Source organism: Adlercreutzia caecimuris B7 (assembly GCF_000403355.2).
GTDB classification, from domain to species: Bacteria; Actinomycetota; Coriobacteriia; order Coriobacteriales; family Eggerthellaceae; genus Adlercreutzia; species Adlercreutzia caecimuris.
The window spans coordinates 2,615,372-2,639,453 of sequence record NZ_KE159646.1 but is presented as its reverse complement, the minus strand read 5'-3'; the positions used below and the strand labels follow the sequence as shown (position 1 = coordinate 2,639,453).

General features: G+C 65.6%; 19 protein-coding genes. 1 reads left to right on the top strand and 18 read right to left on the bottom strand.

What is annotated here, in order from left to right; translation table 11 throughout:
• Positions 1–10 precede the first annotated feature (10 nt).
• The 9 genes from ispD to tatA form a co-directional block, all read right to left on the bottom strand.
• Positions 11–853, bottom strand: a complete 843-nt coding sequence (gene ispD / locus C811_RS14390; protein ID WP_016310427.1) for a 2-C-methyl-D-erythritol 4-phosphate cytidylyltransferase — start codon at positions 851–853, stop codon at positions 11–13.
• 65 nt (positions 854–918) lie between these two features.
• A complete protein-coding gene (locus C811_RS14385) occupies positions 919–3,486 on the bottom strand; it encodes a homocysteine S-methyltransferase family protein (protein WP_016310426.1) in 2,568 nt (855 codons plus the stop codon).
• Between the two features lie 13 nt (positions 3,487–3,499).
• Positions 3,500–4,189 (bottom strand): hypothetical protein, encoded by a 690-nt coding sequence (locus tag C811_RS0104190; RefSeq protein WP_016310425.1) that lies wholly within the window; start codon positions 4,187–4,189, stop codon positions 3,500–3,502.
• Positions 4,190–4,203: 14 nt separating this feature from the next.
• Entirely contained in the window at positions 4,204–5,070 is an 867-nt protein-coding gene (locus tag C811_RS14380) for a methylenetetrahydrofolate reductase (protein ID WP_016310424.1), read from the bottom strand.
• A gap of 257 nt (positions 5,071–5,327) precedes the next feature.
• Positions 5,328–7,910 (bottom strand): ATP-dependent Clp protease ATP-binding subunit, encoded by a 2,583-nt coding sequence (locus C811_RS14375; RefSeq protein WP_016310423.1) that lies wholly within the window; start codon positions 7,908–7,910, stop codon positions 5,328–5,330.
• A 180-nt stretch (positions 7,911–8,090) separates the two neighbouring features.
• Positions 8,091–9,065, bottom strand: a complete 975-nt coding sequence (locus tag C811_RS0104185) for an ion transporter (RefSeq protein ID WP_016310422.1) — start codon at positions 9,063–9,065, stop codon at positions 8,091–8,093.
• 132 nt (positions 9,066–9,197) lie between these two features.
• Entirely contained in the window at positions 9,198–11,171 is a 1,974-nt protein-coding gene (gene lysS, locus C811_RS14370; RefSeq protein WP_016310421.1) for a lysine--tRNA ligase, read from the bottom strand.
• 1 nt (position 11,172) lies between these two features.
• Complete coding sequence (greA, locus tag C811_RS14365) at positions 11,173–11,643, bottom strand: transcription elongation factor GreA (RefSeq protein WP_016310420.1); 471 nt, start codon at positions 11,641–11,643, stop codon at positions 11,173–11,175.
• Positions 11,644–11,739: 96 nt separating this feature from the next.
• Positions 11,740–12,009 (bottom strand): twin-arginine translocase TatA/TatE family subunit, encoded by a 270-nt coding sequence (gene tatA / locus C811_RS14360; RefSeq protein ID WP_016310419.1) that lies wholly within the window; start codon positions 12,007–12,009, stop codon positions 11,740–11,742.
• 381 nt (positions 12,010–12,390) lie between these two features.
• On the opposite strand from tatA, the gene C811_RS14355 reads away from it, so the two are divergent.
• Entirely contained in the window at positions 12,391–12,810 is a 420-nt protein-coding gene (locus C811_RS14355; protein ID WP_016310418.1) for a metallopeptidase family protein, read from the top strand.
• A gap of 244 nt (positions 12,811–13,054) precedes the next feature.
• On the opposite strand, the gene C811_RS14350 is transcribed toward C811_RS14355, so the two are convergent.
• From C811_RS14350 to C811_RS14310, 9 genes are all read right to left on the bottom strand, one after another.
• Positions 13,055–13,594, bottom strand: a complete 540-nt coding sequence (locus C811_RS14350; protein WP_016310417.1) for a hypothetical protein — start codon at positions 13,592–13,594, stop codon at positions 13,055–13,057.
• A 105-nt stretch (positions 13,595–13,699) separates the two neighbouring features.
• Positions 13,700–15,205 (bottom strand): helix-turn-helix transcriptional regulator, encoded by a 1,506-nt coding sequence (locus C811_RS17215; protein ID WP_016310416.1) that lies wholly within the window; start codon positions 15,203–15,205, stop codon positions 13,700–13,702.
• A gap of 128 nt (positions 15,206–15,333) precedes the next feature.
• Positions 15,334–16,191, bottom strand: coding sequence for a dimethyl sulfoxide reductase anchor subunit family protein (locus tag C811_RS14340; protein ID WP_016310415.1), 858 nt, complete (start codon positions 16,189–16,191; stop codon positions 15,334–15,336).
• A gap of 1 nt (position 16,192) precedes the next feature.
• The gene (locus C811_RS14335) at positions 16,193–16,819 is read right to left on the bottom strand and encodes a DMSO/selenate family reductase complex B subunit (protein ID WP_022926671.1); all 627 of its coding nucleotides are present in this window, start codon (positions 16,817–16,819) and stop codon (positions 16,193–16,195) included.
• A complete protein-coding gene (locus C811_RS14330; protein WP_016310413.1) occupies positions 16,816–19,155 on the bottom strand; it encodes a DMSO/selenate family reductase complex A subunit in 2,340 nt (779 codons plus the stop codon). Before C811_RS14330 ends, C811_RS14335 begins: the two co-directional genes overlap by 4 nt.
• Complete coding sequence (locus tag C811_RS17135) at positions 19,139–19,879, bottom strand: ferric reductase-like transmembrane domain-containing protein (RefSeq protein ID WP_016310412.1); 741 nt, start codon at positions 19,877–19,879, stop codon at positions 19,139–19,141. The genes C811_RS14330 and C811_RS17135 overlap by 17 nt, the downstream gene beginning before the upstream one ends.
• A gap of 48 nt (positions 19,880–19,927) precedes the next feature.
• Entirely contained in the window at positions 19,928–20,695 is a 768-nt protein-coding gene (locus C811_RS16080) for a TorD/DmsD family molecular chaperone (RefSeq protein WP_016310411.1), read from the bottom strand.
• 63 nt (positions 20,696–20,758) lie between these two features.
• A complete protein-coding gene (locus C811_RS14315) occupies positions 20,759–23,422 on the bottom strand; it encodes an FAD-binding and (Fe-S)-binding domain-containing protein (RefSeq protein ID WP_016310410.1) in 2,664 nt (887 codons plus the stop codon).
• 132 nt (positions 23,423–23,554) lie between these two features.
• Complete coding sequence (locus tag C811_RS14310; RefSeq protein WP_016310409.1) at positions 23,555–24,076, bottom strand: 4Fe-4S dicluster domain-containing protein; 522 nt, start codon at positions 24,074–24,076, stop codon at positions 23,555–23,557.
• Positions 24,077–24,082: the final 6 nt, after the last annotated feature.

Below are 24,082 nucleotides of genomic sequence, written 5' to 3'. Positions count from 1 at the left end.
TTGCAGTCCCTTATCGATGCTCGGAGTTCAAAAGCATGGTGCGCACGGCGCTGGCCAAAAGCACGTAGTCCTCGGGCACGGTGAGCTTGATATTGTCGCGCTTGCCCTCCACCACGAGCACCCGGCCGCCCAAGCGCTCGATGAGCGACGAGTCGTCGGTGCCCACGAAGCCGTCGGAAAGCGCGCTCGCATGGGCTCGGCGGTAGATGCCCGCGCGAAACACCTGGGGCGTCTGGGCGTTCCAGAACACCGAGCGGTCGGGCGTGCCCATGATGACGCCGTCCTCCACCACCTTCAGGGTGTCCACGGCCGGATGGGCCACCACGGCACCGTCGGCATCGAAGTTGCCCTTCACCGTGTTGATGGTGTGCTCGATGAGCTCCGGCGACACGAGCGGGCGGGCGCCATCGTGCAGCACCACGTACTCGTATTCCTCCCCCACCATTTCCAAGCCCGAGAAGGCCGATTCCTGGCGGATGGAGCCCGCGGGCGCCAGCACCACCGGAGTGACGAAAGGGAACGGGTCGATGGCCCGGGCCAGGTACTCGCGCATGCGCTCCTCGGGGCACACGATGACGATGAGGCCCACATCGCCCACGGCGTCGAAGGCCTCGGCCGACCAGGTGAGAATGGGCTTGCCGGCAATTTCCACCAGCTGCTTGCCCCCCTCCTTGCCGAAGCGCTCGCCGGTGCCGCCGGCCAAGATGATGGCCGCGGTCTTGGGATTCTTGTCCACCTTGCCCTGCAACTGCAGAAGCGGGCAGGTGAGTGCATCGAAATCGAAGTCATCGCCCACGAGCGCGGGCTCGCGCAGCACAGACGCCTCGAAGACGGGATCGACGATGTTTGCCATGGGCATCCCCTTACGGGTAAAGCGGGTATCGGTTCTTCTCCATAGTATAGTGCAAAAGCGAGGGGTCAGCCGAAGAAGGCCGTGGCGATGCGGGCCGACTCGGCGGCGTCCTTGGCGTAGAAGTCGGCGCCGATGGAGGCCGCGAACTCCGCGGTGACCACCGCGCCGCCCACCATGAGCCGCACCTCGGGGCACGCCTCGTGCACGAGCGCGATGGTACGCTCCATGGCACCGACGGTGGTGGTCATGAGCGCCGAGAGGCCCACAAGGCGCACACCTGTTTCCCGCACGGCGGAAAGCACCGCCTCGGGCGCCACGTCGCGGCCGAGATCGATGACAGAAAAGCCGTAGTTCTCCAAGAGCATCTTCACGATGTTCTTGCCGATGTCGTGGATGTCGCCCTCCACGGTGGCCACGATGATGGCACGATCGGCATCGGGTGCGGCGCTGCCAGTCGCAGCAGAACCGCCGGGCATTGCCGAGACGCACGCGCCCTCGCCAGCGACCCCCTCGGCCGTTTGGGCGCGGATGACGTCGAAGCCGGCCTTCACCGCCTCGGCGGCGGCCATGAGCTGGGGCAGGAAGAAGGCCCCCGCATCGTAGCGGCGCCCGACCTCGTCGAGCACGGGCACGAACACATCGTTGATGATGGCGATGCCGTCGTGGCGCCCAAGCAGGTCGGCGGTGGCGGCGGCCATGGGCGCGTCACGGCCCTGCAGCACGTAGGACACCATGGACCGCACGGCCTCGGCATCTTCCGCGAAGGCATCGGTGACGGGCACGGGGCACTCCTCGGCAGCCGCCGCAGAACCAGTCGGGCCAGGCGCGAGGGCGCCCTCCGAGGCAGCCGCTGCGGGGCCGTCGTAGGGGTCGGCCGCGTGCGCGTAGTCTTCCAGAAAACGCACCGCGCCCCCGTCCTGGCCGTTCAGCACGCGAAAGGCGTTCACTGTGTCGCCATAGCGCGCCGACAGCGGATTCAGGATGGGCATGTCGAGCCCGGCCCCGAAAGCCGCGGCCAGGAACACGGAGTTCACGAGCGGGCGTGCGGGCAGCCCGAAGCTCACGTTGGACACACCGAGCACCGTGCGCACGCCGAGCTCCTGCTTGCAAAGCGTCACGGCCCGCAGGATCTCGCGCACCTCGTCCTGGTTAGTGGCGGCGGCCATGACCAAGCAGTCGATGGCCACGTCCTCCCGCGGGATGCCGTGCTCCTCGGCGGCGGCCACGATACGCCGCGCAATGGCGAGGCGCCCCTCGGCCGTGGACGGGATGCCGTCCTCGTCCAGAGTAAGGCCCACCACGGTGCAGCCGTAGCGGGCCACTACGGGCAGCACCGCCGCCAAGTTCGCCGCCTTCCCGTTCACAGAGTTCACCATGGCCCGGCCCGCGTAGCCGCGCGCCGCCGCGTCGATGGCCGTCGGGTCGGCCGAATCCAGCTGCAAGGGAGCCGGGCACGTAGCCTGCAGCGTGCGCACCGCGCGAGCGAGCACCGCCGGCTCGTCGATGCCGGGCACGCCCACGTTCACATCCAGAATGTCGGCCCCGGCCCGCACCTGGGCCACGGCCTCGCCCACCAGGTAGTCGAAGTCGCCCGCCTGTATGGCCACGCGCAGCTTCTTCTTCCCCGTGGGGTTGATGCGCTCGCCGATGACCGCCACCTGGGCAGCACCCGCGGGCAGGCTCGCCATCTCCTGGGCACTCGTCACGGTGAAAGCGGGCCGGTAGGTGGGCGTGCCGGGGCGCCGATCGCGCAGCAGCCGTGCCAAGGCGGCAATGTGCGCCGGCGTGGTGCCGCAGCAGCCGCCCACCACGGTCGCGCCCGCATCCAGAATGGGCGCCATGGCCCGTGCGAAGTCCTCAGGCCCCACGTCGAACACCGTGCACCCATCCACCACGCGCGGCAACCCCGCGTTGGGCTGGGCCATGAGCAGGCCCCGGGCGAAGGGCGCCGCCTCAGCCGCCAGGGGTGCCAGCTCGTCAGGGCCGAGCGAGCAGTTGAGGCCCACCGCTGCCGCGCCCAGCGCCGACAGCGTGGATGCGGCGATGGCCGGCGTGGTGCCGAGGAAGGTGCGGCCGTCCTCCCCGAAGCTCATGGTGGAAAACACGGGCAGCGCGGTCTGCTCCACGGCGGCGAGCACGGCCGCCTTCGCCTCCAGAAGGTCGGTCATGGTCTCCACCACGATGAGGTCGCAGCCGGCCGCCTCGGCCGCTCGGGCCTGCTCGGCGAAGATGTCGTAGGCGTCGTCGAAGGAAAGGCTGCCCAAAGGCGCGAGCAAGCTGCCCGTGGGACCGATGTCCCCGGCAACCAGCGGCGCGCCGGCAGCCCGGGCCACCTCGACCGCCGCCGCGTACACCTCGGCCACCGTCGCTCCCGTTCCCGCCAACTTCAGGCGGTTCGAGCCGAACGTGTTGGTGGTGATGAACTGGGCGCCCGCCTCCACGTACTGGCGCTGGATAGCAGCGATCTCGTCGGGGTGCGTCAGGTTCAGCACATCGGGGTTCTCGTGCACCTTCGCCAACCCCGCCTGCTGCACGAGGGTGCCCATGCCGCCGTCGAAGAGCAGGAAGTCCTCGCGAGCGAGCGCCCGCCGCAGCAGGTCGCTTTCAACCCGCACCTCGCGCATGAGTCCCATAGCTTTCTCCCTTTCACTCGCCCCGCAGGTCGGGGTCGCGGAATCCGACAATGGCCGTGATGCTCTTGGAGGGCACGAGCATGTTCGCCGCCGTGAGCGCAATACCCAGGGCACGGCCGGCATCGAGCGCTTCCAGGAACGACCCCTGCACGTTCAGGGGCAAGTCGCCATATCCGGGACTGAAGCGCCAGGTGGGCGCGCACCCACGCCGGGCAGCCGCCTCGTCCACGAACTCGTTGAGCACCCCGGCGGCCTGCTCCACGAGCGAGGAGGCGCAGGCGTCAGCGAGCATGCCGCCCGTGGCGCTCACGGCTGCCTCGCGCCGCAGCACCATCTCGCTTGACGGCCCCAGCGTAACGGCCATGAGGGCCGCGTACTCGCAGCCCCGCAGATGCCGGGCGATGGATTCGCCGGGCAGCACCAGGCTCGTGCCCGTAACAACAACGCCGCCGGCACCCGGCCTGACGGGGAACACCCGGAAGATGCCCCGGGGCGCAAGCTCCCGCTCGCAGAGCGCGGCGGCCTCCTCCAATCGCGCCGCCAGCCTATCGTCTACCGGCTGGCCCCGATGGCCGAGGAAGGCCCACGCCTCGCGGCGCTTCACCGATGCCGCAAGCGCGCAGGGACGTCCCTCGCCCACGACGGGCGCGGGGGCTCTCCTCGCTGCGGCCCCCTCGCGCCCCATGTCGCCCATGCTCGCCACGACCGCCCCGGCTCCTAGGCGCGAAAGCCCGCATCGGCCAGGGCCGTGGCGGCGGCCTGGGCGATGTCGGGATGGTTCATGGAGTACACGTGCACGCCGTCCACCTGGTTGCGAGCCAGGTCGACGAGCTGGCGACAGGCGTATTCCACGCCGGCCGCGCGCAGAGCGGCCGGGTCGTCCTCGTGCTTCGCCAGCAGCTTCACGATGGGCGAGGGCAGCGAGCTGCCGCAGAGGAACACCATGCGCTGGATCTGCGACTTCCCCAGAAACGGCATGACGCCGCAGGTGACGGGCCGCGTGACACCGGCCGCCAGGGCGCGTTCGCGGAAGCGGTAGAAGTCGTCGTTGTCGAAGAACAGCTGGGTGACGAAAAAATCGGCCCCGGCGTCCTGCTTTTCCCTCAGATGGCGCAGATCCTCGTCCAGATCGAGGCAGTCCAGATGCCCTTCGGGGTAAGCGGCCGCGCCCACGCAGAATCCGGCGTCCTTCAAAAGCGGGATGAGGTCGGCCCCGTGGCGGAAATCGCCCGGCTGGGCATTGCCCACCAAATCGCCCCGCAGCGCGAGCACCGTGGTAATGCCCGCGGCCTTCAGCTCGGCAATGGCGGCCTGAACCGTCTCGCGCGTGGAATTCACGCAGGTCAAATGCGCCACAGCGGGAATGTGCGCCTCGCTTTGGATGAGCGAGGCCACCTCGATGGTCTGGCCGCCGTTGCCCGAGCCGCCGGCCGAGCAGGTGACCGAGATGAAATCGGGCCGCGCGAGCGCCATGCCACCCACTACCTTGCGGGCCGCATCCAAGGTCAGCGAGCCCTTCGGCGGGAACATCTCCACCGAAAAGGGAATCGAGCGCGGGGCGAACAGCGAGGCAACGGGCTCCATGGGGCTTCTCCTTCATCTCCTGACAAGTGGCCCTTATTATACGGCGACACCGACCGCACCTTCGGCCCCCATCGCCCGACGGTCATCCCCGAAATCACCCTCGTGCTTGTCGGATAACGGCGTGAGGAAGCGAAGGGAGGCGCACCGCACGGCAAGGACCGCATGATCGCCGACATTCTGGCATAAGGAGAAGGCCCCGCGGGGCCTTCTCTCGTCGATGCGTATCGATGCCGTGGCTTGCGCAGCCGCGGTGGGGGCTACTCTCCGCCGGCAACGGAGCCGGCGGGCGCACCGGCGCCGCGGCCGCTGCCGAGCCCGGCGCGACCGAGGTCGTAGTTGGTGAGCAGCAGCTCGGCGTCGCGGGCGATGGAATCGCGCTTGCGCGGCGCGGGGATGGAGCCGGTGCCCTCGCTGAACACGAGCTCCTCGCCGTCCTCGCCCACGGTGACGTCCACCACGCTGCCGCTCGTCCAGCGACCCTCGAGGATCTGCTCGGACAGAGGATCCTCCAGCAGGCGCTGGATGGCCCGGCGCAGCGGGCGCGCGCCGAAGGCAGTGTCGGTACCTTCCTTGGCCACGAGCTTCTTGGCCGCCTCGTCCAGGTTGATGGTCATGTTCTGGGCGATCATGCGCTCGCGCAGCTCGGCCACCATGAGATCCACGATCTGCACGATCTCGTCTTCGGTCAGGCTCTTGAACACGATGATCTCATCGATGCGGTTCAAGAACTCGGGCCGGAAGGCGTTCTTCAGCTCGTGCATCACCCGGCTCTTGATCTCCTTGTCGGAAAGCCCGTTCTGCCCCGAGTTGGAGAAACCGAGCGTGGTGGTGGTCGTGATATCGCGGGCGCCCACGTTCGACGTCATGATGATGACCGTGTTGCGGAAGTCAACGGTGCGCCCCTGAGCGTCGGTCAGGCGACCCTCCTCCAGGATCTGCAGCAGGATGTTGAACACGTCCGGGTGGGCCTTCTCGATCTCGTCGAACAGCACCACCGAATAGGGGCGCTGGCGCACGGCCTTGGTGAGCTGGCCGCCCTCGTCGAAGCCCACGTAGCCCGGAGGCGAGCCCACCAGGCGCGACACCGTGTGCTTCTCCATGTACTCGGACATGTCGAAGGACAGAAGCGCGTCCTCGGAATTGAACAGGAACTCGGCCAGGGCCTTCGACAGCTCGGTCTTGCCCACGCCCGAGGGGCCCAGGAAGATGAACGAACCGGCCGGGCGCTTCGGGTCCTTCAGACCGCTGCGGCTGCGGCGGATGGCCTTGGACAGGGCGGTCACGGCCTCGTCCTGGCCGATGATGCGCTCGTGGAGCACGCCCTCCATGCGCAGCAGCTTCTCGGTCTCGGCCTCGGTGAGGTTGCTCACGGGCACGCCGGTGGACATGGACACCACGTCGGCGATATCCTCCACGGTCACCTGCTGCACGGTCTTGGAGGTGTCCTCCTCCCACTGCTTCTCGGCCTCTTCGCGCTCCTTCTTCACGGCCTCTTCCTCGTCGCGCAGCTCGGCGGCGCGCTCGAAGTTCTGGTCGCCGATGGCACGATCCTTCTCGGCGCGGATCTTGCGCAGCCTCTCATCGAGATCGCGCAGCTCCTTGGGCAGGGTCATGTTGCGGATGCGCATGCGGGCGCCGGCCTCGTCCATGACGTCGATGGCCTTGTCGGGCAGGTAGCGATCCTGGATGTAGCGGTTCGCCAGCTGCACGGCGGCGGTCAGGGCGTCGTCGGTGAAGTGCACGCCGTGGTGCGCCTCGTACTTGTCGCGCAGGCCCTCCATGATGCGCACGGCCTGCTCCTCGTTGGGCTCGTTGATGGTGAGCGGCTGGAAGCGGCGCTCCAGGGCCGAGTCCTTCTCCAGGTGCTTGCGGAACTCCTCAAGGGTGGTGGCGCCGATGATCTGAATCTCGCCGCGGGACAGCGGGGGCTTCAGAATGGCGGCCGCATCGATGGAGCCCTCGGCCGAGCCGGCGCCGATGATGGTGTGGATCTCGTCGATGAACAGCAGCACGTCGCCGGCGTCCATGACCTCCTTGATGACCTTCTTCAGGCGCTCCTCGAACTCGCCGCGGTACTTGGAACCGGCCACGAGCGCCGACACGTCCAGCGTGATGAGGCGCTTGCCGCGCAGGATGTCGGGCACCTGGTTGCTCACGATGAGCTGGGCCAGCCCCTCGGCGATGGCCGTCTTGCCCACGCCGGGCTCGCCCAGGATGAGGGGGTTGTTCTTCTGGCGACGGGACAGGATCTGCATGACGCGCTCGATTTCCGAGGCGCGGCCGATGACTGGGTCCAGCTTGCCGTCGCGGGCCTTCTTCGTGAGATCGGTACCGAACTCGGTGAGCATGGAATCCGACGAGGCCGGCCCGTCGAAGCCGGAGCGACCCGCGTAGACAGGCGACTGGCCCACCAGATCGTTCAGGGCGCCGCGCACATCATCGCCGGACACGTTCAGGCGACCGAGCACTTCCAGAGCCGTACCCTCGCCCTCGCGCACGATGCCCAAGAGCAAGTGCTCGGTGGAGATGTAGGACTGGCCCATCTGCATGGCCTCGCGCAGGGAGTTCTCCAGCACGCGCTTCACCCGCGGCGTGAAGGACAGATGTCCCGACACGTCGGCGTCCTCGTCGATGGTGACCACCTGGCGGATGGCCTGCACCACCCCATCGTAGGTGACGTTCAGGCGATCGAGGGCCTGGGCGGCCAGGCCGTCCTTCTCCTGGATAAGGCCCAAGAGAATATGCTCGGTGCCCACGTAGGGCTGATGGAGCGCACGCGCCTCATCCTGAGCCAGGACCAGCACCTTGCGTGCTTTGTCCGTGAATTTCTCGAATGACATGGTTTCCTCGTTCCTTCGTTGGTGCCCCGCGGCAAAGGTTCTCTCTCGCTAGCAGACAGGCCGGGCACGAAATATAGTTCCCGAGCAGTTTAGCACTCACGCGGGCGAATTGCTAAAGCATGGTGCCGAGAAGGGCTGTTTTGTGGGCACGTTGTGAGGGGAAGCGACGCCACAGCCACGCTATCCCCGCCGATCGCCATCCTGGGCAGTCGCGACCCCGCCGGAGCACTCCTGCGCCCCGCTTTCACCGGAAGGCCCCTCCGCACCCGCGCGTTCGGCTTCATCGCGGCCGTCTTGGCGAGCGTCTTCGCGGCGCACGTCGCGCTCGATCTTGCGCAGGTTCGCGTTCTGGAACTCGGCCACGAAACCGGCGGAAAAGATACCGCCAGGAATGGCCACTAAGGCCACCGAGAGGAACATGATGACGGAGCCCACGATGCGCCCGGCCGGCGTAATGGGCACCAAATCGCCATAGCCGGTGCCCGTAACGGTCGTGACGGCCCAGTACACGCCCGACAGCAGGTTGTTGAACTTGTCGGGCTGGGCCGGATGCTCGATCTCGTACATAACCACGCTGGACACCACCACGAGCAGGGCGATAACCAGAAAGGCCGCCACAATCTCGTGGTAGTGCTTCGCGATGACGCGGCCGATGGTGCGCAGGCCGCGCATGTAGCGGGAGATCTTCACGAGGCGCACGAGGCGCACCACGTTGATGATCTGCCCCAGCGCCGCCGTCACCGGCACGAACCAGGCCACCATGTTCGGCGCGAAGGAGAGCAGGTCGATGATGCCCCAGGGCGAGCAGATATAGCGCAGCCGAGCTCGCGACGGCGTGCAGTTGCCGAAAGCCAGATCGGCAATCCAGATGCGGGCAAAGTACTCGACGCAGAAGCAGACCGTGGAGAAGCGATAGAAGCCGGCGACCACATCGGCCGTAACGGGATCGAGCCCTGGCTGGGTGGATACGAACACCACCACCGCGTTCAGCAGGATGAGCGCGAACAGCGCCCCGCCCACGAAGCGGGCCGGCCAGCTGGCGCGGCGCAAGTTCTCCAACGCGTAGAACGTCTCGCGCTTCAACTGGTTGGTATGGGACAGCTTGAGCCGTCGGCGGAATCGCTCGGCTCGCTCGCTTTCCCGATGCCGCCCCATGGCCGCACCTCCTCTCGCGCCGAATCGGCTGTTCCTCTTTCACGTCTGCTCTCGCTGACGCCTATTCTAGAAACGGATGGGCCCGCACTGCTCAGCGCGGGCCCATCCGTAGGTAAGTTGGTAACTGTTCGCCTAGTACAGCTTGGCGCCGGCGGGGATGCGGTCGTCCACCATGAGCAGGTTCAGGCGCTCCTCGGGCTCGCCGTCCTCGCCCGGCACTTCGTGCACGGCGCTGATGATCATGCCGCACGAGGCGATGCCCATCATCTTGCGCGGCGGCAGGTTGGTAATGGCGATGAGAGTGCGTCCCACCAGCTCCTCGGGCTCGTAGTAGGCGTGGATGCCCGACAGGATGGTGCGGTCGGTGCCGGTGCCATCGTCCAGGGTGAACTGGAGCAGCTTCTTGGACTTCGGCACGGCTGCGCACTCCTTCACCTTCACGGCGCGGAAATCGGACTTGCTGAAGGTGTCGAAGTCTACCTCATCGGCGAACAGCGGCTCGATGACCACGTTGGAGAAGTCCATGGGAGCCGCAGAGGCTGCCGGGGCCTCGCCCGTCGGGGCCGCAGCCTCAGCTGCAGACGAAGCCGCGGATGCAGCGTTGCCACCCACCGGCACTTCGTCCTTCATGTGCGGGAACAAGAGCACGTCGCGGATGGAGGGCGCATCGGTGAGCAGCATGACCATGCGGTCGATGCCTATTCCTACGCCGCCCGCCGGCGGCATGCCGTACTCCAGGGCGCGGATGTAGTCGGCGTCGAAGCCCATGGCCTCGTCGTCGCCCATGTCCTTGGCCTCTACCTGGGCGCGGAAGCGCTCGGCCTGGTCCACCGGGTCGTTCAGCTCGGTGAAGGCGTTGGCGTACTCGTGGCCCAAGATGAACAGCTCGAAGCGCTGGGTGAGCTCGGGGTTCTCGGGATCTTTCTTCGCGAGCGGGGAAATCTCCAGCGGGTGATCGATGACGAAGGTGGGCTGGATGAGCTTCTCCTCGGCTACGGCCTCGAAGATCTCGCTGATGAGCTTGCCCTTGCCCCAGGCCGCTTCCGCATGGCCACCGTGCTTCTCCAGAATGGCCACGAGTTCCTCGCGGCTGCGCTTGAAGGACACCTCCTCGCCAGCGTGCTCGCTGGCCAGCTCCATCATGGTGGCGCGGCGCCAGGTACCGGACAGATCCACCGGCGTGCCCTGGTACTCGATCTGCAGGCTGCCGCAGGCGGCCTCGGCCGCGGCCTTGATGCAGCCCTCGGTGAGGTCCATCATGCCGTCCAGATCGCTGAAGGCCGCATAGGCCTCCATGGTGGTGAACTCGGGGTTGTGGTACGGGTCCATGCCCTCGTTGCGGAACTGGCGGCCGATCTCGAATACCTTCTCGAAACCGCCCACGAGCAAACGCTTCAGCGGCAGTTCCGTGGCGATGCGCAGGTAGTAGTCGCGATCGAGCGCGTTGAAATGCGTGATGAAGGGCTTCGCGTTCGCGCCGCCGATGATGGCGTGCAGAAACGGCGTTTCCACCTCGTAGAAGCCCATATCCTCCATGTAGCGGCGAATGGCTGACACGATCTTGAAGCGGCGCTCGAAGGTAGTGCGCACCTCGGGGTTCATGACCAGATCCACATAGCGCTGGCGGTAGCGGGTCTCCTTGTCCGTCAGCCCGTGGAACTTCTCGGGCAAGGGGCGCAGCGACTTGCTCATGAGCTCGAAGGAGTCTACGGCCACGGACAGCTGGCCGCGCTTGGTGCGCATCATAGTGCCGGTGACGGCAATCCAGTCGCCCACGTCCAGATCGCACAGATCGGCGAAGCGCCCGTCGCCCAGGGCGTTGATGCGGCAGAACAGCTGGATGTCGCAGCCCGACTCGCGCAGCTCCAGAAAGGCGATCTTGCCCTGCACCCGCTTGGCCATGATGCGGCCAGCGATGGTGACCGCATCCTCGGTGGAATCGCCGTCCTCCAGGTGGGCATAGCGCTCGTTCAGCTCGCCCACGCTGTGGCTGCGCTTGATGGCATGGCCGTAGGGATCCACGCCCGCGGCGATGAGCGCCTCGCGCTTCGCCTTGCGCACCTCAATGGGATCGTCTTCGATTACCTCAGCAATTTCTTCAGCCATATTAGTGCTCGATCTTCAGAACGGTCAGGGTGATGTCGCGGCCGGTGGGGCCGGTGGTGGTCACCTCATCGCCCTTCTTGCAGCCGAGCAGCGCCTGGCCTACAGGCGACTCGTTGGAGATCTTGCCCTCGGCAGCATCGGATTCGGCGCCGCCCACGATGGTGAACACGCGCTCGCGACCGTTCATATCCACCGTCACGGTAGAGCCGATGTTCACCTTGCTCGAGCGCTTCGGCGCATTCACGACAGTAGCCTCCGACAGAATGCGGCTGATCTCGGCGATGCGCGCCTCCATCATGCCCTGCTCGTTCTTCGCGTCGTCGTACTCGGAATTCTCGGAGATGTCGCCGAACTCGCGGGCCACCTTGATGCGCTCGCCGATCTCGGCGCGCTTCTCGGTCTCCAGGTAGTGCAGCTCTTCTTCCAGCTTCTCCTTGCCCTCTTGGGTCAGTACGTAGTTCTCGTTAGCCATGATTTGTCCCGTTTTCTCTCTTTATACACTGGTGGTGCGCCCGCACTATCCGGCGGGCGCACCACGATATACCTTGGTATGCGAAGGGCGGAAAGGCTATTCGGCCTTCTTCTTCACGACCTTCTTGACGGTCTTCTTCGGAGCCGGAGCCGGCTCTTCCACGACCTCCTCGACAACCTCGACGACTTCCTCGTCATCGGCGGCCTCGGCGACTTCCTTCTCGCCCGCGCCCATGCCATCGCGCAGGTTCTTCACCGTCTTACCGAGGGCACTGCCGAGTTTGGGCAGGTTCTTCGGGCCGAAGATGAGCAGGATGACGACCAGGATGATAAGGAGCTCGGGAACTCCCATGCCCAAAATCTTCATGCATTCCTCCGTTGAGTCGGGCAAGCGATGCCTGCCGCTGCTTGTCTCAGGCGCGACGCGACGAACAAACCCCGTTAGCCGTCCCCCGTGAGGCGCTCCTTTGTGCGCGGGAAATGGTAGCACAAACGCCGAGGCCGCGACCGAACTCGCACAAATACTTCAACGATGAGGAAGAGCGGGCACGGCGGCTGCGGGGTATCATCTAAAATGGCTTGAAAAGAACGGTTTGGGGATCAAGGGAAGCCTTTTCTCTTCGCCTTGGAAATTGCGATCAGGAAAAACACCCGATGGAGAGGTTTGCTCCCGCTCGGTTTCGCCCGATTCCGCCCGCTTCGGCTCCCAAAACGTTCTTTTTCAAGCCACTTTTGAGAGGAAGCCGCCATGCACCGCATGACTGACGAAGAATTTGAAGCCGCCCTCTCCGAGGCGCTCGACGCCATGCCCGAGCAATTTCTCGACGCGCTGGAGAACGTGGCCGTCGTGTGGGAGGACGAGCCGAACGCCTACCACCTGGGCTGGGACGACGCACACGAGGACTCCGAAGTCCCAGCTGGCGACGGGGAGGGCGACGAGCTGCCCGACGATTTGCTGGGACTGTTCGATGGGCTGTCCATCGTCGAGCGCGCGAACGGCTACGACGACGACATCCCCGACGTGATCACCGTGTTCAAGGGGCCCCACGAGCGCTGCTTCTCCAGCCGCGAGGAAATCGTGGAGGAGATCGGCAAGACCGTCGTCCACGAGCTGGGCCACTACTTCGGCCTTAACGAGGACCAGCTGGCCGCCATGGGCTACGAGTAAGCCCTCTAGCGCCAGCACTGTCGCATTCGGCAGAGCCCAGCGCTCAATAAGGAGCGATTTCTTGCCTGTCCATTCGACCGCCCCGATGGAAAAGTACGAGGAAGTGCTGCGCCACCCGACGTTCACGTTCGATGTGCAGGGCACGCCCTGGTGCTCGCGAAAAAGCGCCGCTTCGACATTCGCCAAGAACGACTGTCCAGCCTCGCCTCCCACATGTACCTATGCCCGGCGTCGGCAAGGACGCCTACGAGGAAGAGTTCGAATACTTTGCCGACCGTCGATCAGCCAGAAAGGCCGCCACGAAGGCGCCGAATAGGGACAGGGCCACCGAGAGCGCCAGCAGCAGTGCGATCATGGGCAATGCCTCGGCCGACGGACCGTAGGAGCCCAGCGCGAGGCCCACCGCCAAGGCGCACGGATAGTCGAGCGCGCCGAACACCGCTGCCGCTGCCACCGACCGCATGGCAGCGGGCACCGATCGCAGGCACGCCCGCACAGCCAACGTCAGCGCTGCCACCAGGGCAAAGCTCAAGCCCATGGCGGGGCTCATCATGCCCAGCACCGCGGCGAGCAGGGCCGTGGCAGCGACAAGCTGGACCACCGAGCCGCCGCGCACCAGGTGCCACGCGGCCAAAGCAGCGCAAAACGGAGCCGCCAGCACGCCGTGCAAAGCGTAGATGTGGGGAAACTGCCATGCGGGCATCCGCGTGGCAAACCCGATGGCGAACAACGCCACGAACAGTCCTGCCGTGCGCACGATCGGATTCGAGAGAAACTGTTTCACTGCCTCTTGCCTTTCTGTCGAGGGAACTATCCCCACACAATACCCGAGCCGCTCCCCGCCGAACCGCGCCAGGCACGGCCCAGCACCGCGGGCAGACACTGCATCCTATCCCACGCTGGGACTCGTTTGGGCTTCTTCCAACTTCTTCTGGCACAGATCGATGAATTCCTGCTTGGAATTCACGCAGGCCTTGCGGTAGATATGCTTGACATGGGTGTTCACCGTGCTCGCCGCCACGAACAGCTGGCCGGCAATGGCCGCCTGGCTGTGACCCTGCATCAGCAGCGCCGCCACGTCCTTCTCCCGCAGGGACAGACCCAGATCGGCGAACACGTCACCCATCTGCACCTCGATGTCCACAGGCTCCTCCACGGCTGCAGCCGCCGCCCGCCGCGCCTCGTAATCGCGCTTATGGGCCGCGATAACCTCGATGCTGCGCATCGATGCAATGACAACCACCACGAGCACGCCCGCGGCAATGGGCAGGAACAAATTCGTCGCCTCGCCGCCCGCCGAGCGCAGCAGAATGCCCACGAACACCCCGATGAACATGCCAGCGTACGGCGCCAGCCAACCCCAAGCGAACATCTGGTCCGGCAGCAGGGTCGGCCGGTGGGCCAAGGCGGCGAAGTGGGCCATGAGATGCATGTAGGACACCACCATGGACAGCACGATCAACACCACAGCCACGCGAATCAGCCATTCCTCACCGGCCACGAAGAACGCCAAGCCCGTCACGAGCAGCGGCACAGCCAACCAGAAGGCCCGCGACAGATTCGCGATGGGATGGTGGTGCAGCCGCACGATGGACAGCCCGGCCACGGCCAGGATAATGGTGGCCACCACCACAAGAAAGCCCATGCTGCCGCCGGTAAAGGAAATATCGCCCAGCAGCGACCAGAAGATGCCGTAGACGAGCCACAGTGTAGCTCCCACGAAATAAGATGACTTCGGAATGGCATTGCGCGTGTCGCTGACCACCACTTGGCCGGACAACAGCTCGGCCGAGGGGGTGTCGGGAACCTTGCGCGATCCCACCACACCGGCCACCACGCCCAGCACCGCCATAAGCGCCATGCCCACCGCCTCGGGCGGCACCATGGCCACCACCATCACCACCACCGCCGCGCAGGTGTCGGCGAATACCTGGCGCGCCGAATGGGCCACCTCCTTCACGGCCAGGGCACGACCCCACACCAGCATGCAGCAGCCGTAGCCGCAGCCCGAGAGGCAGAACATGAAGAACATCGCCCAGGTATTCGCATGAGACAGCACGCTTTCCACGGCGCAATAGGCCGGCCCCAAGAACAAAAGCACGGCCGCCACCAGGCTGAGCCGCCGGTGCACCGGGCGGTGGAGCAGGTAGGGCTCGGCCATGGCCAGGGCTAGCAGCGTCAGGCAGGCAGAGCCCAGAAAGGCGAGGAACGAAACGAGCGCCCCTTCGTCGGACAGAGGGCCGAAGCGCAGCGAGCGCATGGACACAAGGGCTGAAATGCAGAAGAAATAGGCGATGAAGCATACAAGGCCGACATCCCCGTCATGACCATGGCCCTTCGCCTTGCAATCGTCGCGCTGCAACCCCGCGTGTTCCTTGTGTGCAAACCCAGCCATGCCCCATCATCCTACGTATAGGTATGTCATTGCGCCCCTGCGAACGAGCCGCCCATCAGCTAACTCCATGCGCGAGGCGCTTCCGTCCCGTAATTCTAGCATGAGCATCTGCGCCCTCTCCCCTCGCGTCAGTCTTGCGGCAACCCCACGTTCGCATAGAACCGATAGAACGAGTACCGACCGGCCACAATGGCCGCCATAACCAGAGCCGCACCGGTAATGGCCCACGTCAGTGACGCACTGGCTCCCAGCATGCCAAAGGCCCACAGGGTGGAGCCAGCCACAATGGCCAGCACCCGCACCGCACCCAGGACATTCCACTGCTCGAGCAGCCGATAAGCATCGCGTCGGCGACGCACGTTCTTCGCCACCACCGCCCCTTGAGCGTGCACCACGAACACCGCCGCCGCGCAGCAGAGCACCTCGGCCACCACGAGCCCCTGACGCACGGTACCATCGCCCAGCTGGCCGCCACAAAGGATGACGCCCTCTGCCACCACACCGCCAAGCAGCGCGATGACGGCGAACTCCACCGAGAACGACGGACTGTGCCAGGTAGGCACCGTGCGCATGCGGTAGGCCAAGCACTGGAACAGCACGAACAGACCAGCACAGCCGGCTACAAAGGCCAGCGGAATCTTCCACATATCCCCCGCTGCGATGAGGTTCTGCGACACCAGCACGTACAGGCAGCAGGCTACCACGAACAGAACCCCCGCAAACACCTCGTTGGACACGGCGGAATTGCCCAGGCGCATGAACGCCCGCAGGGCCGCCGCCGGCTTACCCAGGTGCAGGGTGGAACAGGCCAGAGCCGCCGCCAGCAGCAAGCAGAAGAAGGTGCCCGTAAAGCCCGTAGTGAGCAGAGTCACTTCGGGAAACACGTCGAACAAGGCCAGGAGCGCCGTGACGATCCACGCCCCAGCACACAAGGGAGCCACCGAGGTGAACACCACCAGCGGCCACTCTGATACTACGGATCGCATCTTAGATCTCCTTTCCGTTGGCCAGCACGCACTGGGCCGTATCGGACGGACAGCCATGGCGATGGGATGTGATCACGATATTGGGGCGGGTATAGCTGCCCGGCGGCAGCGGTGCTACATCGCACTGCGACCCGTGACGGCCCCGTATCTCGTCAATCTCGCCGAACTCCAGAGCGCGCATGGGGCACGCCTCCACGCACAACGGCACTCGCCCCTCCTCCACGCGGGCACGGCACCCGTCGCACTTGCGCATGACGCGCAGGACCCGACTATAGCTAGGGGCCTTATAGGGACAAGCGAAGGCGCAGCTGCCGCAGCCGATGCACTGATGGCTGTCGAGCACCACGAAGCCGTCGTCCTGCTTGCGCATGGCTCCCGACGGGCACACCTGCTGACAGACCGGATCGTCGCAATGGTTGCAGGCAATGGACAGGTAATAGGTGAACACCTGGTGGTGCCAGGCGGCGCCCTCCTGCATCCACGTGCCCCCCGAGGCTTCGCACACCCGCCGAAACGACGGCGTCTCGCCTAGCTGATAGGCGTCACGACAAGCCATCTCACAGGTCTTGCATCCCGTGCAACGGGCCGCGTTTACCCGGAAACCGTACTGCTTTCCCACGGTGCTCACCCCGCCTTCCGTACCTGGGCACAATTCGTATGCTGCGGATTTCCCTTGGCCAGCGGCGTGGGGCGGCTCGAAGTGAGCGTGTTGATGCATCCTCCCCGATCGAGTCGGTCTCCCTCCATGTCGGCCCGATGCCACGCGCCCTCGCCCAGGGCGATCACCCCGGGCATGATGCGCTCAGTCACCTTCGCCTCGATGAGCAGACGCCCGAAGGCCGTGGATACCTCCACTTCCTCACCGTCCTCGATGGCGCGGGGGACCGCATCCACCGGATTGATCCACAACTGATGGCGAGCCCGCTCCTTGATGGTGTCCAGCGAACCGTAGGAGGAATGGGCACGGCTGCGATGATGGTAGCCGATCAGCTGCAAGGGGAATCGCTCCCGGTCGGCAGTGCCGGGCTCGAAGGTAAGCGGCGCGTACACCGGCAGCGGACTGATCACCTCGTCGTCGCGCAGCACGAAATGGGCCGTATCCGCCAGAATCTTCTCGGAGTACACCTCGATCTTGCCCGAGGGGGTGTCCAGGGGATGGCCCTCGGGGTCGTCCCGGAACTCCTTGAAGGCCACGTGCGCCCCATCGGGATTGTCACGGCGGTACACTCCTACCTCTAAAAGCTCGTCGTAGGGAGGCAGGTCGGGGTCGGCGGCACGGGCCTGATCGTAGATGACCTGACGCCATTCCTCCTCGCTGCGCCCCTCGGTGAAGGCCTCGCCGAAGCCGAGGCGCTCGGCCAGCTGGGACAGCATCCAATACAGGGTGCGCCGCTCGCCGCGAGCCGGCAGGTACTGGGAATTCATGAGCACGTAGCCCGCATCTCCCGCCCAGTCGTTGGCGATGAGGCTGGGCTGTTCTACGGGCATCAGGTCGGGCAACACCACATCGGCATAACGCGCCGAGGCCGTCAGGAAGGTGTCGATGGCCACGATGAACTCGCAGCCATCCTCGTCCACCAGAATGTCGTGGGTGCGGTTGATGTTCGAGTGCTGGTTGATAATGGTGTTGCCCGCGTAGTTCCAGAGAAACTTGATGCCGCAGCGCAGGCGATCGACCCCCCGCACCCCGTCCTCGGCCGCCGTCATCTGGGGGCCGCGGGCGATGGCATCGGTCCACAGGAACACCGGGATGGCCGCCGCGACGGGATTGTCGGGACCGGGCACGTCGCCCTCGAAGAAACGGTAGGTCTCGAAATCCGACCCGGTATTGCCCCCGGATATGCCCACGTTGCCCGTGAGCACGGCCAGCATGGCGATGGCCCGGGCCGTCTGCTCGCCGTTGCTGTGGCGCTGGGGACCCTTGCCCTGGCAAATGGCGCAGGGCTTCGCCGCCGCAATGGTGCGAGCCAGCTTCACGATGGTATCGACGGGCACGCCGGTGGTGGCGCTGGCCCACTGGGGCGTCTTCGGACAGCTATCGGGGCCAGCGCCCATGATGTAGCTCTTGTAGCTGGAGCCTGGCGGGGCCGAGGAGGGCAGCGTATCCTCATCGTAGCCCACGCAGTAGCGGGCGAGGAACGCGGCATCCACCAGGCCTTCCTCGATCATCACGTAGGCCAGCGCGGCCGCCAGCGCCCCATCGGTGCCCGGGCGTATGGCCACCCACTCGTCGGCGCAGTTCGCCGCCGTCTCGGAATAGCGCGGGTCGATGACGATGGTGCGCACATCGGCCTCGGCAAGGGCGTCCTTCAGGTGCACCGAGCCGCCGCCCCCGCACATCTTCGTCTCGAAGCTGTTGTCGCCGAACAGCACCACGAGCTTACTATGGCGCACATCCGAAGGGGTGTTGGCATCGCGTGCGCCGTACATATAGGGAAGGGCCGCGTCGATTTGGGAATGGCTGTAGTCGCCATAACCGTCCAGACAGCCGCCGTAGAGGTTCATGAACCGATGGAGGAACCCCATGATGTTGGCGCACATGACGCCGCTGGCGAAGTTGATATAGACCGCCTCGTTGCCGTAGGTCTCCACCACCCGCGCCAAGTTGCGGGCGATCAGATCCAGTGCCTCGTCCCAGCTGACGCGCTCGAAGCGCCCGGAACCGCGGGGACCCACCCGTCGCAGCGGATAGCTCAGGCGCTCGGCATGGTTGATCCACTCGCGTATAGAGCGGCCGCGCAGACAGGCTCGAATCTGGCGCGCGTCGGCCCCATCGTCGATGGAGCGGTCCGATTCTACCCACACCAACTCGTCGCCCTTCATGTGAAAGTTCAGGATGCAGCGGCCCTCGCAGTTCACGCTGCAATAGCCGAACACGGTGCGCGTGCCGTCGCTGACGCGCCCGTAGGAGTCCACCAGCTTTTCCGGCTGGACGGACAGGGAAGTCTTAGCCGACGTAAACACGGGATGCCTCCTCTTCAAGGTCGTTGCGCCGCGGGGATGCCGCTGCGCGGGCGCAGGAGCGGTCAAGAACAAAACGCCCCACGCGCAGCACACCGTAGGCACCGAACACCACAGCGCCGACCACCAGCGTCGAAGTCGCATCGCCCACGCCCTTCAGGGCGGCGGGATACAGAATCAGTACCTCGTGTACGAAGATGAGCCCGAAGAACGCGTAGGAGGCCCGCTGCACGTTCTTCCACACCGAAGCCCGCATGGCCCGCTTGATGCCCTTGACCGAGGTCGCACCAAGCACGATCAGCAACACGAAGAGCACGAGGGCCACCAGCAGCGATGCCTGCTGGTTGACTGCCAGGGCGTCCAGGTGAGTTGCCAGCGGCCCCAGATAGGAGCTGAGGTAGTTCAGACAATGGGCAAGCGCGAGGATGCACGCCATGAGGGACAGCTCGGCCCGAATGGGGCCGATGGCGCGGCGCACGGGCGATGACTCCGCGAACACGCCGCAGTACATCACGATGACGAACAGCGAGGTGGCCGCCATGCCCTGCTGCACCACTGGGGCCAGCACCCGCAGCGCGGCCGGCGGGAAGTTCAGTCCCACCCCTGCCACATACAGCAGATCCAGAGCCACGGCCAAACCGTACCATAGCCACGGCATCCGATGAATGCAGCGGTGCGCCACCGCCACCACCGCCGCCGTGATGATCAACACAACGAGAAAACTCATAGGAACTCTCCCCTTCACGATGAGCCCGAAACCGAGCCCAAGCGCTCCCTACGCCGTCAGCATCGCGGCGAGCCGCTCGCTCTCCTCTTCCAGCACCGCGTCCTCGTCCAGCACTTCATCGAGATAGCGGGCCCAAGCCGCGTAGAAACCGCTTCGATCATGCTCGCGCACACGAGCGCAGAATCGATGCGCCCACCGGTTCAGATGCTGCTCGGCGAAAGCGCTCTGGGTGCGCAGCAGCGCCACTACCGCCGCCGGATCGACAACCGCCGACTCCACGCTCTCGATGCCGGCGGCCAAGGCGCCATCGGCGACCTCGCGAGACGCCTCCGAGCCGAGGGCCACCAACAGGCCGTCGCACAGGTTGCGCAAAAACTCCAACTCGGTACCGATAGCATCTTCGGGCTCGCGGTTCTTCGCCTTCATGATGTAGCCATGACACTCGTAGAAACGACGCACGGCCAGGGTATCCGCCGTGAACATGCGCGATACGCCCGACAGATAGGCCGATTCGTGCAGCGGCGCCATCACCTCGCGCGGCCCCAAGAACAGCCGGGCGTACTCGGTACGCGTGGCCGTGGCCAGGGATTCCATATCGTCGCAAGACAGCGCCGCCAGAGCCCGGCCCAGCCGATCCTCAGGCGAGGCGTCCGGCACGCCGACCGCCCCTGCGGCCTCGGCCACCATGTGGCGCACGGCCTCGGCGGGAGTCTCGCGGCTGAACACCGCGGCAGTCACGGCGAAACGCTCGCGCCGCATGGCCGTGATATCGGCCAGGGCAGCCACCGCAGCAGCCGGGTTCATCGATTCGTCCATAGCTCACAGCTCCTCGCAGGTTAGGCGGCGACCGGGGAAGGAAGCCCGGCCGCCGCGCGTTGGCTACTGGTCCTGGATGGTGGTGGAGGTACTCAGCAGATCGACCGCTGCCGCAAAGTAGGCCTGGGCTGCCTCGTTGGAGTCGTACACCTCAAATCCCAAGGATTTCGCCGCCAAATCGGTGATGTCCATCTGCCGAGCATGGGTCTGGGCCGCCACGCACATGTTGTTCACCTGTACGCCACAACCGGCGCAGGCAGTCAGAATGTAGTCGGCGCCCACCTCATCGGCCTCGGACACGCGGGCCACGCCGGAGGTTGGCACGCTGCCGATCTCGTAGAAGGCGTTCACCAAACCGCAGCACAGCGAGTCCTGGCGGTTGTGGCGCATGTCCTCGTAGTCCACACCAGGCACCGCCCTGATAAAGTTGCGCGGCTCCTCGTACACGTTGAACCAACGACCCAGATGGCACGGATCGTGATAAGTGACCTTCACATCCACTGGCTCGCCAGCGCCCAAGTCCAGCGTGCCGCTTTCCACCAGCTCGTTCAACACGACCACCGAGTGGACGAACTCGATGTCGAAGGGCAACCCGTGGGCCTCGGCGATGCCGCCGTACAGCTCGGCGAAGGTGGCCAGGCACGCAGGGCAGGGGGTGATAACCTGCTTCACGCCGGCCGCGTTCATGCGCTTGATGTTCTCCACGACGCGTGCTTCGAAATCCTCGGCGTAGCCGCCCAAGAACAGGTAGAAGCCGCAGCAGATATCCGATCCGTTATCGCCCAGATCTACCGGCTCGATGCCAGCGGCGTTCAACAGGTGCACAGCGTTTTGAGCTGCGTTCTTCGAGATGGTCTGGGTCCAGCAGCCAGGCCAGAACCCGATTTCTCCAGTATCGCTGAAGCGCATGTCGTCGGTATGCCAACTCAGGGCCTCCACGTCCGACCCCCAGAAGTTGCCCGTGCCCAGCACGTTGCCGCGCAGGGCCGCCAGGCCGGCGTTCGAGAAGCCCTTCTGCTTGAAGTAGGGCTTGGCACCCAGGTACTCGTCGGCCATCTTCAGCGACACTTCACAGGTCTGCTCGCAGCGCTTGCAAGTAGTGCAGATGTTCAGCTTGTGCACCATGGACACGTCGAAGGGAATATGGCCCTTGGCGTATTCCTTGATGAGGTACCACTTGCCGCGCGGGGAGTTGTCCTCCCACGGATCGGGCAGAAAGACCGTGCACTTGCTGCGGCAGAAACCGCACTCGGCGCAGGCGAAGGCGCTCTCTTCCATATGATTGGGCAGATCGGTGAGGGGCTTCACCTCGTTATTGCGGCCGCCGAGCACGCGGCCCAGAGCCGCACCGATGCCGGCCACTCCGCGAGCCGATCCAATGGCGCGGGCGATCAGCTTTGCCGGCGACTTCCCGTCCAGCGACGGGGGCAGCACCTTGCCGGGATTCATGATGCCGGCCGGATCGGTCTCGGCCTTGAAGGAGGCCACACGCTTCAAGGTGTCCAGGCCGAAGATGTCCTCGGACTCGGCGGTCAAATACATGCCCGAAGCGTAGGCGCGGCCGCCCAGCTTCTTCGCCACCTCCGAGATAACGAGCGAATTCGCAAAGGCCATGGTGAAGTCGTCCTTGCGCTCGTCGGCCAGAATAAAGCCGATCAGGGCCAGCATGGTATCGCCCATCACCGTGGCCTCGTAGACGAAGGAGTCCTCGTACTTCTTCACCATGGTCTCGTTGAAGGCGACTAGCTTGTCCTGGGGCACCAGGACATCGACGGGGATGATCGAGGGACCGAATTTCTTGCCCCGCAGCGGATAGTAACGCTCGGCCCAGAGGGCAGCAGCCGCCCCGGCGCCCAGATCGGTGCCGTGGGCTGCCGCCGCAGCCGCGCCCAGGCCATCGACGTCGGCGGTCACCGCCAGCACGATCCAGTTCTCGGGGAGGGCGGCACCGGTGGCTCGGTTCATAAGAGCCACGTAGTTCGGCGGCTGGATGTTCACGTGCCATGCGCCGGCCCGCTGGGCTGCACGGGCGAAGGCTTGAGCCGCCGCAGCATCGGCAAAGGAGAACGCCGCCACGGTTTCTTCCCCGGCGGATAGCATGCGGAAAGTCACAGCGGTCACGATGCCGGTAATGCCCTCCATACCGTAGACGAGGGCCACCTCATCGCCCTCGAAGGTGCGCAGGGAGCCATCGCCCAGCACAGCGGTCACCGACACGAGATTGTCGGCCAGGGTGCCCGCAGCGGCGCTGCCGATGCCGGCACCGCCCTGGCCCACAAACCCGCCGATCGTAGCCGAAGGGGCGCTCGTCGGCATGAGGGGCATGCGGAAGCCCTGAGCGCGCAGAGCCTCGTCGATATCCTGCAGGGTGGTCGCCGGCAGCGCCGTGGCCGTGCCGGCCTCGGCGTCTACAGACACCAGGCCGCGCATGCGGTACATATCCACCACGATGCCGCCGGCCGCGGGCACCGCGCCGCCATAGCCGGCCGAGGCCGAGCCCCGCGGCGTGAGGGGCACGCCCCCGTCGCGAGCCAGGCGCGCGATCTGCTGCACCTCTTCCACCGTTTCCGGCTGCACCACCATATCGGGCAGGGTGCGGATGAACTTCTTCACCACATCGGGCAGGGTGCCCATGTCGTGGCTGTACACCACGCGGCGCACGTCCACCGTGCTGGCGCGGTCGCCTAATTCGCTTTGCAACGCTTCCAGAGTTGCCTGGTGATCCATGATGTCTCCTCGCATCGCGGGCCTCGGTGCAGCATTGCCTGCAAAGGGGAGGCGCGCAATGCCGCCCCGAGGCCCCTCTCTCATAGGGGCCGCCTCCGAAGAGGCGGCCGCTCTCAACGGGTAGATCGGCGCTTACCGAATGGGAATGAAGCGCGTCGTAGGATTCGTGGACTCAACAGTGAAGCCCGCGCCCTCGGGCACGCCGCCTGCAGCCTCGTTGTTCTCCACCGTATCCACGGTGAGGATCTTCATCGGGCAGGCCTCGACGCAGGCCGGCACATCGCCCGCATCCAGGCGCGCAGCGCACATATCGCAGCGGATGATGCGGTTCTCTTCCTCCAGGTACACGGGGTGCTCGTAAGGGCACGCCTTGATGCACGACTGGCAGCCGATGCACACCTCGGGGTCGTGCACCACGATACCGTCCTCGCGCTTCACCGTAGCACCCGTGGGGCACACGCTGACGCAGGCCGGATCGGCGCAGTGGTTGCAGGCCACGGTAATCCAGGGACCCACGGGCTGCTGCTCGAAGCTGGTGGCCTTGCGCAGCTGCACCTCATCGGGGGTGCGATGGCGCATCTGGCAGCCCGTGACGCAGGACTGGCAGCCGATGCACCACTTCTGATCCAAAAGAAAACCCATTTGACTAGCCATGAGGTA

Bases quoted from the DNA above. Each gene is read 5' to 3' on its own strand.
- C811_RS14385 (WP_016310426.1), bottom strand. From the start codon at position 3,486: ATGGGACTCATGCGCGAGGTGCGGGTTGAAAGCGACCTGCTGCGGCGG.
- C811_RS0104185 (WP_016310422.1), bottom strand. From the start codon at position 9,065: ATGGGGCGGCATCGGGAAAGCGAGCGAGCCGAGCGATTCCGCCGACGG.
- tatA (WP_016310419.1), bottom strand. From the start codon at position 12,009: ATGAAGATTTTGGGCATGGGAGTTCCCGAGCTCCTTATCATCCTGGTC.
- lysS (WP_016310421.1), bottom strand. From the start codon at position 11,171: ATGGCTGAAGAAATTGCTGAGGTAATCGAAGACGATCCCATTGAGGTG.
- C811_RS14340 (WP_016310415.1), bottom strand. From the start codon at position 16,191: ATGCGATCCGTAGTATCAGAGTGGCCGCTGGTGGTGTTCACCTCGGTG.
- ispD (WP_016310427.1), bottom strand. From the start codon at position 853: ATGGCAAACATCGTCGATCCCGTCTTCGAGGCGTCTGTGCTGCGCGAG.
- C811_RS14380 (WP_016310424.1), bottom strand. From the start codon at position 5,070: ATGGAGCCCGTTGCCTCGCTGTTCGCCCCGCGCTCGATTCCCTTTTCG.
- C811_RS17135 (WP_016310412.1), bottom strand. From the start codon at position 19,879: ATGAGTTTTCTCGTTGTGTTGATCATCACGGCGGCGGTGGTGGCGGTG.
- C811_RS14310 (WP_016310409.1), bottom strand. From the start codon at position 24,076: ATGGCTAGTCAAATGGGTTTTCTTTTGGATCAGAAGTGGTGCATCGGC.
- greA (WP_016310420.1), bottom strand. From the start codon at position 11,643: ATGGCTAACGAGAACTACGTACTGACCCAAGAGGGCAAGGAGAAGCTG.
- C811_RS14315 (WP_016310410.1), bottom strand. From the start codon at position 23,422: ATGGATCACCAGGCAACTCTGGAAGCGTTGCAAAGCGAATTAGGCGAC.
- C811_RS16080 (WP_016310411.1), bottom strand. From the start codon at position 20,695: ATGGACGAATCGATGAACCCGGCTGCTGCGGTGGCTGCCCTGGCCGAT.
- C811_RS17215 (WP_016310416.1), bottom strand. From the start codon at position 15,205: ATGGCTGGGTTTGCACACAAGGAACACGCGGGGTTGCAGCGCGACGAT.
- C811_RS14375 (WP_016310423.1), bottom strand. From the start codon at position 7,910: ATGTCATTCGAGAAATTCACGGACAAAGCACGCAAGGTGCTGGTCCTG.
- C811_RS14355 (WP_016310418.1), top strand. From the start codon at position 12,391: ATGCACCGCATGACTGACGAAGAATTTGAAGCCGCCCTCTCCGAGGCG.